We start from the raw sequence: 12,650 nt of genomic DNA, 5'->3' as shown, positions 1-12,650 counted from the left end.
TAAATGGAAACTTTATATCAACTATTAGGATTATTAGCTGCAGGGTTAATTGTCTGGGTGTTATATCGCAGTATCAAAGGGCGTCCTGAGCAATTTAGTCGTGAAAATCTCAGTAAAAGCTTTTCCACTATGGGTGTATTAGGTGTTCTGCTCATTGGCTTTGTTGCTTTATTAGTTTTTGTGCTAAGACATACCTAGATGGTACAACTTCTCCAGGGTTTGTTGATATTTCGCTAGCTTGAGTCGAGAAACGTTAATTTACGAGCATCGCAGGAAATTAATGTTTTTCGGCCCAGATAGTAGAAATATCACAGACCCTAATGACGGCTTGCATTACTATAATAGTTCCCTTGTCGTTCATTCAGATAATGACCAAGAAGAGGGTTATTGATTGCTGAAGAGTCAGGGGCTTTCCTTAGTAAGCATTCTTCTACATACGTTATCAAACTGCTTTCATCAACCAATAAGCGATACCAGGGATTCCGGGTCGCAAAGGCCCGCTTAATTGCCTGGGGATTATAACGGCCAGATGCCTGGAAAAGTGGATCGACATCAATAATGACAGCACGATAACCCTGTTGTGTATGAATTACCTGCTCACCAACATTAAATTTTGCTGTTTTATTCATCGCTTTCTCCTGGTTTTAGCCAGTCCTTGCGTTTTTACTCTGATATCGGTTAGCCTCGATAAATCTTGAATTTGCTGCAATAAAAAGTATGAATAAGGATATCACGCGCTATAAGGTGCACTTTGTAACGGTTGCCCTTCTTCTTAGTTATGCTTACATTCATACAGCCCTTACTGGTGTCTATACTGAAGCACCACTGACGGAATTAATCGATTTTTCGGTTCGCTTGCCTTATGGACAGCGAATATTAGTACCCGCCTTGGCCCATTTTCTTGCTTATATTCTGCCCTTGGAAGTCGATCAATTATTCTTTTTACTGGAATGGTTATTTGTGAGCCTTTTCTATTATGCCCTCACTAAATTACTTGCTTATGAATTTGAGCCACGGGCAGCGCAGTTACTAAGTTGGCTATTTATTCTGCTTTTGCCTTTGATAACAGTCATTAATTTCCGTTTTAACAGTGATGGTGATGCCACATTTTTTTATCCTTGTGATTCTGCCGCGCTTTTTTTTATGGCTACCGGCTTTTTATTTTGCCTGCGTGCGCAATGGTTTTACCTAATCCCTTGGGTGTTTTTAGCCACGTTTAATCGCGAGAGTAGTATTTTGCTGGTTTTATTGATACCTGCTCTTTATTGGCAACATCCCCGCACAATTTTTAAGCCCTTAGTGTTTGCGATCTTCGCTTATCTTTTGGCACGTTTTCTTATTGTGATGAGTTTACAGGACATTCCGGGGCAGTTAATGGAGTGGTACTTTCGTGGTTCTTCTTCCACATATTTTGAAGTTAATTTGCTATGGTTGTTCAATGAACAGAATATTTTTTTATTTATCTTTTGTTTTGCGGGGTTACCATTATTTTGGTTTGCTTTTTATGACTTTATCCCTACGCAATATAGACCCATTCGTTATGTTAGCCTTTGTTATTTTCTCGGCCTGTTACTGGTTGGTAGTTTCATGGAAGCAAGGATCTTTAGTGAAATTATAATTCTTCTTTATTTGCCAGTTTGCGTAGCCATACGTTGTTGGCTCATTTCATCAGAGCCCAACTATGCCCCTGTAAGAAATTTTGCTTATTATCTTAATAGATATAGTGTGCTTGCTATTTTAATTGTTGTTTTGTTATTTAGTCCAACCTGGAACAAACTGGTTATTTGGTTATCTCATCATAGTTACTAATTATTTTGCTTGGGGTGTATTTTGCCAAAATAATGCCTAGCTCATATAAAAGACAAAGAGGAACAGCCAGCATAATTTGGGAAAAAACATCCGGCGGGGTCAACAGCATGCCTATTGTGAACGCAGCGACAATGACGTAAGGCCGCACTTTTTTCAATGCGTGAACATCAATCCACCCCAAACGAACCAGGGTCAAACAGAGAAGTGGTACTTGGAAACAAAAACCAAAGAGTAATAACATTCGGGTAATAAAATCGAGGGCATAAGTCATATCAGGCATAAATTTAACGCCTAAAGGAACTGCTTTGGCAAAAAACTGAAACATAAAGGGCAAAACCAAATAAAAACAAAATAAAACCCCCAGAACAAATAATAAAAGACTACCTGTCAGTGCCCCGCGCAAATTGTAACGTTCATGCCGATAAAGCCCTGGGGCGACAAAACACCATAATTGCAAAAGCGCAAAAGGCGCGGTGCACAACATGGCGGCATCAGCGGCAAGTTTGATAGGGGTTAATACCGGAGAGGTAATTTGAGTGGCGATTAGCGAGTCTTCTTTCGGTAACGCATTGATTAAAGGAGAAATAAGAGCATGAAACAAATCATTTGCACAGAAAAAAAATAATAAAAAAAAAGAGAAAAAAGTAATAATAATATGTAGTGCACGTTTACGAAGCTCTAGCAAATGACTTAACATGAGCACTATTTCTCTTCTCGATACCTAACTCACTAACCTAACATGGCTATTCGCCAAGTGATAGTTTTTTATTGATTGGCAAGCAAAAAAATGATTTTAAGGATAGAATGGGCTCCGATATAAAAATGTTAATTCTTTGTTTTAGGTGAAGAAGTGAATCATCGCCCCCGAAAACGGTTTGGTCAAAATTTTTTACAAAACAAGCATATTATTACTGATATTTTAAATGCTGCGCATTTGCATCAGGACGATAAGGTCGTTGAAATTGGTCCAGGGTTAGGTGCGTTAACCCAGCCTTTATTAAAACAGCTCAATCATTTAATAGCGATTGAAATCGATACCGATTTACAGGCTCACCTGGCTACTTTGCCTACGGCTACCGAAAAATTGGATATAGTCCCTGCCGATGCTTTAACGGTTGATTATAGCCAATGGGGTAAAGAGCTGCGCATTTTAGGTAATTTACCGTATAATATCTCCACCCCTCTACTGCTTCATCTTCTTGATTATGTACAATGGATTGAGGATATGCACTTCATGTTGCAAAAGGAAGTTGTTATGCGCTTAGCGGCGCAGCCTGGAACGAAAGCATATGGACGACTAAGCGTTATTGTCCAATATCATTGTGACGTGGAGCATTTGTTTGATGTGCCGCCAGAGGCGTTTAACCCTCAACCTAAAGTGGATTCGGCCATTGTGCGTTTAACACCCTACCGATCATCACCTTATCCAATAGTGGATACTAACAGGCTTGAACGGTTAGTCGCACAGGCATTTTCCATGCGGCGTAAGACGTTGGCAAATAATTTAAAACCCCTATTTAGTGCAACCCAAATAACAGAATTAGGGCTCGATCCCCTTTCGCGCCCCGAACAAATAGCAGTGATAGATTACGTACGACTAGCGAAATTTATGGTCAATTAGTGTAAAATATTAATAAATGCTGAATTTGGAGGCTGATTTGTTTCATCGTCCCGGAAAAAAGGCAGGATCGTTGAATGCCAAACCACTCAAGGATTTGACGCGTATTACGCCCGCCGCGCTAATATTAGCGGAAGAAAAACGCAAGACGCTCATGGTGCAAATTCGTGAGGCGAACGCTCTGGAAGAAGTGCGCTTCGACAGCCTATGCTTGAGTCTAGTGCATAATCTAATTAATCATTGCCAAAATTTACCTGACACGTCTAATAGTTATTATTCACAACAAGGTGGTTTGCTAGATCACGCATTAAACCGCACCGAAGCTGCACTAAGTCTTTTTCGCCAGTACCTCGTACAAGAAGGCGGAGCCGAATTATCAGAAGAGCAGAAATTGTGGCAATACGCACTGTTTTCTGCCGCTATCTTACAAGGTGTAGGTAAACTCTATATCGATTATAGCCTTGATTTATACGATAACAACGGCCAGTTTTTAAAGCAGTGGAATCCCTTACTGGAAAGCCTTGTGGCGGTGGGGAGTCATTATAGTTATGAATTCCAAAAAGAATCGGACGATGAGTTCCGCCGCCGCCTTAATATACTGATAGCGCGATTGTTAATGCCGGCTGGTGGTTTCGCCTGGATTGCTGCAAATCCGCAAGTATTGGCTGTATGGCTTGCTTTGCTCAATGAAGATGCTCATGCAGCGGGAACGTTGGGTGCGATTCTAATCCGTGCAGATGCAATTGCTATTCAGCGGTATTTTAATCAAATGATGCTGCGTAATTATGGTTCACGCGGGAATCGCTATGGACGAGTGGGCACTTTTACCGGGGGTGTACCTGAATCAGTAGCTGAAATAGAACAGCAGATTGGAGTAGAGTTTATTCAGTGGCTTACTCGAGCTTTAGAGGCAGGTCGTATTCATGTCAATAAAGCACCTTTATTCATGGTGCCAGGTGGTATGTTGATGACACCAGAGATATTCCAACTCTTTGTGCGAGAGCATCCCGAGTATAAAAATTGGCAGGCGATACAAAAAGGCTTTTTATCTTTAGGCTTACATAGTGTAGCGGCGGATGGTAGTGTTTCCACACGTTTTGAGCAAACCTCTAATCAACAAATGCATAATGGTATTGTTTTTGTGAATTATGCTGTTGCGCTTCCTGCCCAGGTTCAGTTGCATAACTTGAATACCGGTAAATCGGTGGCGATTTCGGCAACTGAGTTGGTCAATCAAGCTCAATTTAATAACCATTTTACCCGACAACAGAATGCACATATTGCCAATGCGTTACAGCATTTGACAGTGGCGGGCCAATGGCAGGCAGCGCCAGTCGCCCCTCCTCCACAGGCTTCGATACGCCCAGGGGTACTTAACGGTGCCTGATTATGTAATAGGCGATGTACAAGGTTGTTATGAACCCTTACAGCGCCTGCTTGCTCATGTCGATTTTGATGAGAAGGTTGACCGTTTATGGTTTGTGGGAGATTTGGTCAATCGGGGGCCTGAGTCCCTGGCTGTTTTACGTTTTATTAAAAATTTACCTCTTTCTGCGCGGATTACGTTAGGTAACCATGACTTGCATTTGTTAGGTAAGCTTTTTGGCGGCCATCCCTGGAGTAATCATGATGATACTCTGCATGATATTTTAGTTGCTAGTGATGGTGAAGAGCTTGGGCATTGGTTACGCCAGCAGTCAATCTTATACCACGAACCGGAATTAAATATTGTCATGTGTCATGCAGGGATTGCTCCTGTTTGGGATTTAGCTTTGGCAAAATCCTGTGCCCTTGAGTTAGAACAGGTTTTGTCTGGTGCCGATTATCGTAGCTATCTAGCCGAAATGTATGGGAATGAGCCTGGTTACTGGTCATCCGATCTGGCAGGTATTGAGCGATTACGTGTTATTACCAATTATTTTACCCGGATGCGTTTTTGCGATAATCAGGGGCGCCTTGTTCTCAATTACAAAGGAACCATTGCTCAGGCTCCTGCCGGGTTAATACCCTGGTTTGCCGTCCCAGGCCGTAAAAAGATCAATGCGGATCTTGTTTTTGGTCATTGGGCTGCATTGGGCGGACTGTGTTCGGAGCCATCGATTTATGCAATTGATACTGGCTGTTTGTGGGGTGGTCAATTAACGGCATTACGTTTGCAGGATAGGCAGCGTTTTTCTGTTCCTGGTCTTAAATCCTGAACCAGGGATAGCATTAGATCTCTTGTGATACGACCTGGTTTTTTCCAAGCTCTTTTGCTTTATAAAGCATTTTATCAGCGGTTGAAACAATTCTGTTCAGATCGGGCTTATGTCCGGGGACAATGCAGATAATACTCATACTAAGTGTGATATTGAAATGTTCATTTTTTTTGGCAAACGCGTCTCTAATGGAATGACATAGACTCTTTGCCTGTTCCATATCCATGTTTGCCGCAATAATAGCAAACTCATCACCTCCCAGACGTATAATAAGATCGTTGGCGCGGCGTAAAGAGTTTTTTAGCACGCCTGCAACCAAACATAAGAATTTATCGCCGTAAGGGTGGCCAAAGGTGTCATTAAGGTATTTAAAATTATCAATATCAAGCAAGATAAGAATTAGAGGATAAGCGTTGCGTTTAGAACGATCCAATTCTCTGGCCAGAGCGGTGTCAAAGTAACGCCTATTGAATAAACCGGTTAAGGCATCGGTGACTGACATGGTCCGTATTTCCTCATTTGATTTTTCTAATTTTTTATTAGAGATAAATAATTCATTAATCAGAGAATCTTTTTGAGTATTTAATTGGAAAATTCTATTCACTAAATCGTAATTAATTTTGGCAATAACAAGGAGCATAACAACAAATAATAAAAACATGGTTGCCAAAATACTTCTTTCGGTCTGCAGAAAAGAATAGTTGTAAATTATAACCGGTAAGAACATGGGTAATATATAAACGTAATAAGCAGGTAGAAAAGCTGATAGCGATGCGACTCCTCCAGCGGCCATACCACCTAGCACCAAAATAAGCACACTTTCATGAACTCCGGTAAGAAGAGGTAAAAAAATTAAATAACTTGATCCCCAGACACAACCGTTTAGAAAGGTAAGGGCTAAAAAAATAAATAGGGAATGGTGCAGCCCTGATAGATATAGCTTTCGCCTAAGTGCTTTTTTACAGTAAGCAAAGCGGATTACACTGGTGATGACTACTGCCATAAACCAGTAAAGGATGAAGGGAAATGGAATTTGGTTGTAAAACAAATCAAAAGAAAGCAGAGCTGCTACCAAGATATTAAATGGAATGGCATTTAATGAATTCTCTATTAATAACAAATAGTTATCGATTTTCACTGAAGGTGGTTTTAATCTATCCATAATAAAACCAGGGTTATATCCTTATACTGATTAATATAGTTTAGTGGTCGATTTTTTGCCAAATCCGGATCGTCTCTAATCTTCAGTACAACATTGAATCGCCTGACATTTTTCAGCCCCATAACGCGTAAGCATGTGATATACTCGCGCCGCGGTAAAGGATTTCGTAAATTTTTGGAGAGCTATATGAAGCTAGCACGACTCGCTGTTTTATTGATGGCAGTAAGCGGTAGTTTAGCCGCTGAAGATGTTAAACTCGTAGGGACAATTACACAAACAGTTAAATCCCCCCCTTCCTCCCCAGTGACCATGAAAGCTACTCGACGCGCAGTAGTCATACCCAAAGCCCAGATAAAAAAAATTACCTTACTCAAAGTAAAACTTTCAGAACGTGCCAGGCAAAAGCTTGTCCATAAAGCACAAAATGCATTGACTGATATAAAACAATTGGTTCATCCTGCCGAGGAGCCTATAGCAGGTAACTACCCCATGCAGATTCAACTTGGGATGAATAATGTGCCAGTATTAAACCAGGGGGCCCACGGTACCTGCACAACGTTTGCTTGTACAGCAGCAATCGATGCTGCTTTAAACAAAGGCGACTACATTAGCCAATTGTGCCAGTTACAGCTGGGTAGTTACCTGGAAAAATCAGGTTATGCTATCAGTGGCTGGGAAGGTGCTTTCGGGCGTACAATCATGAGCCAAATGGAGATTTTTGGTATAGTGAGCAAAGAGCAACAGGCTGCTCATAGTTGTGCTGGTATGTCAGAGTATCCTCTTTATGAAAATGCCCCGGCAGACTCTACAATGAATGTTGAGGATTTTCATCAAATTAGTGAGCGTTTGGATGACAAGCAGATTGTTTGGTCGCCTATATTAGATGTTTATCAAGCCTTTACGGATCGTACCAATGGCAGGAAAATCCTTAATGACGTGAAAGCCAGTCTGAGAGCCGGCGATCGATTGATTTTGGGCGTGTTGTTAGTAGATCTTGATATAGGAACAGTAGGGGCAGTAGGGACCCATAACGCAGTAGAGGACACCTGGTTATTAACACCTGAAATTGCTCTGGATATTTTGCTGAACCCAAGCTTTGCCGGCCATCAGATGATTATTACTGGTTATGATGATAATGCGGTAGCTGTTGATAATAGAGGTCATGAGCATCATGGCTTACTGACATTGCGTAATTCCTGGGGTGATAAAATTGGTGATCAGGGCGATTTTTATATGTCGTATGACTACTTTAAATTGCTGGTTACGGAAGTACTGCGTATTCGCAGTGCCTCACTGTAATAGTCTTCGTCATTAGCAGCCTTAAATAAGGCTGCTAGATGCCCTTCTGGCGATGGAGGTAAATTCGCTTTCAATTTCATCTGCCATGGCTTCTGTCGATGACTTGCGGGTAAGCATTTTGCCTAAAAAGCTTTGTTGCCTTAGCTGACTAATGACATCCTTATAAGTTGCTCTCCACCGATGGATACTAATGAGAGCATCAGTAATATTATCATTTGAAGAAAAGCCCGCTTGCTCAATATACAATTCTTTTAACGCTTTAAATTTATCCCGAGTGTTTTGCTCGTAGGGCGCTTTAGTCAATAGCGCTTCCATTCGCGTATATATTTTGGTTAATAACGCCGTTTTTTCTTTCCCTGCTCTATAGGCGACGGGAGGAAGGGGGAAAACGTAAAAGGGATCAGCAGGATCGCCGCCTGTGAAAGTGGTTGCTAAGGGCAGCCCCCAAAAAAAGAATCTGGAAATATTATCTCTTAACTTATTGATTCCCAAAACATACGCAATTAGTTCAATTGCTGTGTGTCTGCAGGTATTGGTTATTTTTAAATTATGAGTAGAGGCAACTATTCTTCTTTCCTGCTCGGTGTTTTCTGGGCCAAACTCATCCTGTTGGATAATTTCCCTAAATTGCAAAATACTTGTTCCTCCTACCTCCCTGGCCGGTAAATAGCATCGAATAGCTTCGGATCGTTTACCATCGGCCTCTTTCCGATGTACCAAGGCCATGAGCTTAGTGAATTGCAAGTATTGGTTGTAGCTTATCGCATAGGCTGCATAACTGATTTTTCCGTATGGATGGAGTGATTCTTTGCGTAATTCAGCTTCAGCTTGTGAAAACAACTGTTTCATTGCCAATTTACATTGTGAACCAAAGTTCCCGCCATAGTCTTTATCAACGGCATTCGTTTTTCCCACTCGAGCAAGTATTTTTGGCTTGTTATCTTGCATGATACCAAGCATAACAAAAGAATGAATGCTGTCTTGACACAGCGCGATAAAAAAATCACCACTCGCATTGTCAACAGCAATTTCTCCCTCTGCCAAGGCTGGCAGGTCTGTTAATGGCTCTGCAGATGCCGCCGCAGGTGGGTCTGCTTCCATGGAGTTTGGGATAGCTGGTAAGTCTGCCAAGACATTAATTTGTAGAGGATTGACAGGTTGCCCCCTATTTCTTCGGCGGGTAGACATTATCAGACCTCTGAAGACTGTAATGGGGTCGATTATAAAGAACGCTCATTAATAAATCAAAATGCTTCGCATAAGCCCTATGTGCTTTGCCTGCAAAATTAGCTTAGTCGTCGCCAAGACGAAGATGCAAGCTTTAAGTCTAGATAAGCAAGTAGGCAAATTTTAATTTGTTGAGCTTAACGGGCGAATTGTTGTTTGCTGTAAGCGACTCGTGCGGCAACAGACTCTTTTCCTTCTGCAGCTCGAGCTTCGATTTGTCTGTAGCGTTTAAGGCCGCCTTCGCGGTTGGCGATTTGAATGTTTAAGCCGGGGCGAGCGTTGAGCTCCAGCATAAGTGGCCCATGCTCTTTGTCAAGGACGATGTCAACACCTAAATAACCCAAGCCAGTTAGCTCATAGCAGCTGGCAGCAATTTCTAAAATCTTATCCCAATAAGGTACGGTAATATCAACGATGGGGGCCAGCGTGTCGGGGTGGAAGTCAATCGCGTCATTGTGAAATACACCGCCCAGCGTTTTGCCTGTAGCCAAATTAATACCTACTCCGATGGCACCCTGGTGCAGATTCGCTTTACCGCCTGATAAACGAGTAGGCAAACGCGCCATGGCCATGGCTGGATAACCTACCAGGGTAATAATACGAATATCAGGGATCCCTTCGTAACTCACTTCCTTAAAGACAGGATCAACAACGACACGATGCTCTATAATCGCGTAATCACTGTGGCCGCCTAAACTATAGGCGCCCGATAATAAGCAGGATAAGTGATAACTCATTTCCTGCAAGGTAGTTAATTTGCCATTAATTTGGCGATATCGTCCAAAAACGCGATCAGTAACCACCAGGATGCCATCGCCCCCTGCACCATGTGCTGGTTTAATTACAAAATCTTTATAGGGTTGCAAAATTTGCTCAAGATTCTTTATTTGATGTTCGCTTTCAATCGTTTCATATAAGCGAGGCACGGCTATTCCGGCTTCCATTGCCAGTCGCTTGGTTTGCAATTTATCATCAACCAGGGGATAGCGTTTGCGTTCATTGTATTTAAGAACGTAATCACTATTTCGTTGGTTGATACTCAGGATGCCGCGCTGGGATAAACGGCGGTACAAATTCCACATTAGTGTTCCCCGCCAAGTACTTTAAAGCGAAACAATTCCGTAACTCGGTACCCGCGGTATTGGCCAAACCATAAAATCAACGCCAGAAGAACCAGTAATAATTCAGGGAAAGCAAAAATTAAATACTGCATGGGGGGGTAATTCATTGCACCAAAAGCAATAACTGCTGCAATAAGGCTGCCTACCCCTGATTTAATTGCATCGGAGGCTCCGCGCTCATCCCAGGTTATACACATGCGTTCAATGGTCATGGTGAGAATAACCATTGGGAACAAAGCCACGGATAAACCAGAATCCAAACCTAAATTTTGGCATACCACCGAGATAAAAATCATGAGCAAAATAACAACAGTAAGAATAGCAGCTAACCTTGGGACCAAAAGGAGACGGAGTTGATCGAGGTAAAACCGTGCCAGTAAACCAAATGAAACAATAATAGTAAAAAGAGTGATTCCCCAAACCACGTGTGTTTCACGAAACGCGAGCGCAATTAACACGGGCATGAAGGTTCCGAATGTTTTCAAACCCACAAAGTTACGCAGTAACAAAATGATAAAAGCGCCAATGGGTACCGTAAGTAAAATCTTATAGGTTTCCTGGACATTCACTGGTAATTGCAACAGCGAGAAACGGAGTAGCTGCGAATCAGTTTGCAGGCCGCGTGCCTTGGCAATGGTTAAAGCATTAATAGGGGTAGGAGACACCGTCAAACTAAAGATTGGTTTTTTACCGCCAACCACTTCAAAGAGTGGATCAAAGCCATACTGCCAAACAAGGAAATTTTTGGGGAAACCAGCCCCACCGGTGCGAGGGTTGATGTAAACCCAATCTTTTCCATTGTAAACCACCATAAACAACTTAAAGTCAGCTTTATTTTGTTGATTCAAATAAATGCCTTTGACTGGCATGGCATAGATTCGGGCTTGATTTAAGATGGTAATCGCAGCTTTTATAACGTTTTCATCATTAAATTCATTGCCCACCAATAATCTTGCATTACCGTCTTTCTTATTTAATTCCTTAATGGTTCCTTGCGCAAAGGTTTGAATGTCAGCAGAGGATTGACGTACTTGAGTGGTAATGGTGTCGACGGCCGATTTCTGATTTTCAAGAAGCGGTTGCGCTTTTACTATAGGTGGTTTGCCCAATGAAGATTCATTGTTATCTATTTCACGAAAGATAGCGCGATAGTAGAGAGATTGTGCCCCGCTACTACGTCTAAGCGACCATACTGTTTGACGGTTATAACCATTCAGATTGGTCGTTACCCCATAATTATGGGAAACGAAATATTCATCCAGAATTGCAAAATAGGGAGGCATATAGGGAATAGTAAAACTTGCCTTAACAGGGGTATTACGCTCCGCTGTAAAACGCAAATTGGCTTCCACCATCCAACTGTTCACTGTTTCTGTATCAGTTAAAGGAACATCCAAGACAAGATGACGGTAAAAGAACAGTCCTATTCCTACTAAAAAGAGGGTGAGGATTAAGCCATAAACATGGCGTTTATTTGACTTCATTTTTTTCTACTTTCTCGGTTCTCATCATAAAGGCTTGACTTGGGTCAACCAGTCCATTAAAGGCAATAATTGCGTCTCTACCAAGAAGTAGCGGGTAATTAAAGCGTTTGCGATTGGTTAAATTAACAGGTATCGCACGAATTTTTTCACCAATTTTAATGTTTATCAAAACGATCGGCCGCTTGATTGGTTCAGCCGCTAAATTTTCCCCGGCACGCACTTTTATTCTAACTTTACCCAGGTATTCGCAGGTAAATTCGACTTCACCTTCTTTGCCGGGAACTTTAAAGCGTAAATGGGGTTTCCCGTTTTTTTCTACTTCATGGATATCAATAGCGCTAAGCGAAGCAGATTTCGCACCAGTATCTAATTTGGCTGATAAAGTCATGTTTTTATCGATCAGAGTCGCTTTTTCAACATAGCCATAAATCTTTTTTTCATCTGCTGCCATGGAGCATCCCGCTAAGATTGATAAAACTAGAACAAATAAATTACGCCAACGCATTAAAAAAACCTTTAAATAATCGTGAAAAATACCCGCAATACTAGCAGATTTGTGGGCCTACGCCCAGAGCTAGATCGTGCAAATGCAGAGCAAGTACTAGTATACGGATTTTTGCTCGCAAATCTACCATGCTGCGCAGTATATATTCTTTCCTGGGGTTTAAAATAAGCTATTTATTACTTTTGGTAAGACTCCTCAATTTCCAAGAATCTTCTGGACGCGATAAA

13 protein-coding genes are annotated in these 12,650 nt (G+C 41.7%); 6 read left to right on the top strand and 7 right to left on the bottom strand.

Annotated elements, in window-relative coordinates; all coding sequences use genetic code 11:
* The first annotated feature begins 3 nt into the window (after window positions 1-3).
* Window positions 4-198: a hypothetical protein gene (locus tag Lfee_RS08895; protein ID WP_058445934.1), complete on the top strand. Its 195-nt coding sequence runs from the start codon at window positions 4-6 to the stop codon at window positions 196-198.
* Between the two features lie 119 nt (window positions 199-317).
* Here the strand turns inward: Lfee_RS08895 and hspQ are convergent, their stop codons facing one another.
* Window positions 318-629, bottom strand: a complete 312-nt coding sequence (hspQ, locus tag Lfee_RS08890; RefSeq protein ID WP_058445932.1) for a heat shock protein HspQ — start codon at window positions 627-629, stop codon at window positions 318-320.
* Window positions 630-717: 88 nt separating this feature from the next.
* Here hspQ and Lfee_RS08885 point away from each other — a divergent pair, with 88 nt between their 5' ends.
* Window positions 718-1,809: a hypothetical protein gene (locus Lfee_RS08885; RefSeq protein WP_058445930.1), complete on the top strand. Its 1,092-nt coding sequence runs from the start codon at window positions 718-720 to the stop codon at window positions 1,807-1,809.
* Here the strand turns inward: Lfee_RS08885 and tatC are convergent.
* The gene (gene tatC, locus Lfee_RS08880) at window positions 1,781-2,506 is read right to left on the bottom strand and encodes a twin-arginine translocase subunit TatC (RefSeq protein WP_058445928.1); all 726 of its coding nucleotides are present in this window, start codon (window positions 2,504-2,506) and stop codon (window positions 1,781-1,783) included. The two genes, Lfee_RS08885 and tatC, sit on opposite strands and share 29 nt — an antisense overlap.
* 153 nt (window positions 2,507-2,659) lie before the next feature.
* On the opposite strand from tatC, the gene rsmA reads away from it, so the two are divergent.
* The 3 genes from rsmA to Lfee_RS08865 are packed head-to-tail and all read left to right on the top strand — an operon-like array spanning window position 2,660 to window position 5,625.
* On the top strand, window positions 2,660-3,430 hold the full coding sequence (rsmA, locus tag Lfee_RS08875; protein ID WP_058445926.1) for a 16S rRNA (adenine(1518)-N(6)/adenine(1519)-N(6))-dimethyltransferase RsmA: 771 nt from the start codon (window positions 2,660-2,662) through the stop codon (window positions 3,428-3,430).
* 16 nt (window positions 3,431-3,446) lie between these two features.
* Entirely contained in the window at window positions 3,447-4,814 is a 1,368-nt protein-coding gene (locus Lfee_RS08870; RefSeq protein WP_112854709.1) for a conjugal transfer nickase/helicase domain-containing protein, read from the top strand.
* The gene (locus tag Lfee_RS08865) at window positions 4,807-5,625 is read left to right on the top strand and encodes a symmetrical bis(5'-nucleosyl)-tetraphosphatase (protein WP_058445924.1); all 819 of its coding nucleotides are present in this window, start codon (window positions 4,807-4,809) and stop codon (window positions 5,623-5,625) included. The genes Lfee_RS08870 and Lfee_RS08865 overlap by 8 nt, the downstream gene beginning before the upstream one ends.
* Before the next feature lie 13 nt (window positions 5,626-5,638).
* On the opposite strand, the gene Lfee_RS08860 is transcribed toward Lfee_RS08865, so the two are convergent.
* Window positions 5,639-6,787, bottom strand: coding sequence for a GGDEF domain-containing protein (locus Lfee_RS08860; protein WP_058445922.1), 1,149 nt, complete (start codon window positions 6,785-6,787; stop codon window positions 5,639-5,641).
* Between the two features lie 186 nt (window positions 6,788-6,973).
* Here Lfee_RS08860 and Lfee_RS08855 point away from each other — a divergent pair, with 186 nt between their 5' ends.
* A complete protein-coding gene (locus tag Lfee_RS08855) occupies window positions 6,974-8,086 on the top strand; it encodes a C1 family peptidase (RefSeq protein ID WP_058445920.1) in 1,113 nt (370 codons plus the stop codon).
* 21 nt (window positions 8,087-8,107) lie between these two features.
* Here Lfee_RS08855 and Lfee_RS08850 read toward each other — a convergent pair whose 3' ends face one another.
* The 4 genes from Lfee_RS08850 to Lfee_RS08835 all read right to left on the bottom strand — a co-directional run bounded on the left by Lfee_RS08850 (window position 8,108) and on the right by Lfee_RS08835 (window position 12,369).
* The gene (locus Lfee_RS08850) at window positions 8,108-9,274 is read right to left on the bottom strand and encodes a hypothetical protein (protein WP_058445919.1); all 1,167 of its coding nucleotides are present in this window, start codon (window positions 9,272-9,274) and stop codon (window positions 8,108-8,110) included.
* A 176-nt stretch (window positions 9,275-9,450) separates the two neighbouring features.
* On the bottom strand, window positions 9,451-10,395 hold the full coding sequence (locus Lfee_RS08845; protein ID WP_058445918.1) for an alpha-L-glutamate ligase-like protein: 945 nt from the start codon (window positions 10,393-10,395) through the stop codon (window positions 9,451-9,453).
* Complete coding sequence (locus tag Lfee_RS08840) at window positions 10,395-11,918, bottom strand: inactive transglutaminase family protein (RefSeq protein ID WP_058445917.1); 1,524 nt, start codon at window positions 11,916-11,918, stop codon at window positions 10,395-10,397. Before Lfee_RS08840 ends, Lfee_RS08845 begins: the two co-directional genes overlap by 1 nt.
* Window positions 11,905-12,369 carry an ATP-dependent zinc protease family protein gene (locus tag Lfee_RS08835; RefSeq protein ID WP_112854716.1) on the bottom strand — a complete coding sequence of 155 codons (465 nt, stop codon included), beginning with the start codon at window positions 12,367-12,369 and terminating at the stop codon, window positions 11,905-11,907. The genes Lfee_RS08840 and Lfee_RS08835 overlap by 14 nt, the downstream gene beginning before the upstream one ends.
* Window positions 12,370-12,650 lie beyond the last annotated feature (281 nt).

It is taken from the genome of Legionella feeleii (assembly GCF_001467625.1).
Classification (GTDB): domain Bacteria; phylum Pseudomonadota; class Gammaproteobacteria; order Legionellales; family Legionellaceae; genus Tatlockia; species Tatlockia feeleii.
This window is presented reverse-complemented; position numbering and strand designations above follow the sequence as displayed.

Excerpts from the sequence above, each read along its gene's own strand:
- Lfee_RS08845 (WP_058445918.1), bottom strand. The coding sequence starts at position 10,395 with ATGTGGAATTTGTACCGCCGTTTATCCCAGCGCGGCATCCTGAGTATC.
- tatC (WP_058445928.1), bottom strand. The coding sequence starts at position 2,506 with ATGTTAAGTCATTTGCTAGAGCTTCGTAAACGTGCACTACATATTATT.
- Lfee_RS08895 (WP_058445934.1), top strand. The coding sequence starts at position 4 with ATGGAAACTTTATATCAACTATTAGGATTATTAGCTGCAGGGTTAATT.
- Lfee_RS08850 (WP_058445919.1), bottom strand. The coding sequence starts at position 9,274 with ATGTCTACCCGCCGAAGAAATAGGGGGCAACCTGTCAATCCTCTACAA.
- Lfee_RS08870 (WP_112854709.1), top strand. The coding sequence starts at position 3,447 with ATGCTGAATTTGGAGGCTGATTTGTTTCATCGTCCCGGAAAAAAGGCA.
- Lfee_RS08840 (WP_058445917.1), bottom strand. The coding sequence starts at position 11,918 with ATGAAGTCAAATAAACGCCATGTTTATGGCTTAATCCTCACCCTCTTT.
- Lfee_RS08855 (WP_058445920.1), top strand. The coding sequence starts at position 6,974 with ATGAAGCTAGCACGACTCGCTGTTTTATTGATGGCAGTAAGCGGTAGT.
- Lfee_RS08885 (WP_058445930.1), top strand. The coding sequence starts at position 718 with ATGAATAAGGATATCACGCGCTATAAGGTGCACTTTGTAACGGTTGCC.
- hspQ (WP_058445932.1), bottom strand. The coding sequence starts at position 629 with ATGAATAAAACAGCAAAATTTAATGTTGGTGAGCAGGTAATTCATACA.
- Lfee_RS08860 (WP_058445922.1), bottom strand. The coding sequence starts at position 6,787 with ATGGATAGATTAAAACCACCTTCAGTGAAAATCGATAACTATTTGTTA.
- Lfee_RS08835 (WP_112854716.1), bottom strand. The coding sequence starts at position 12,369 with ATGGCAGCAGATGAAAAAAAGATTTATGGCTATGTTGAAAAAGCGACT.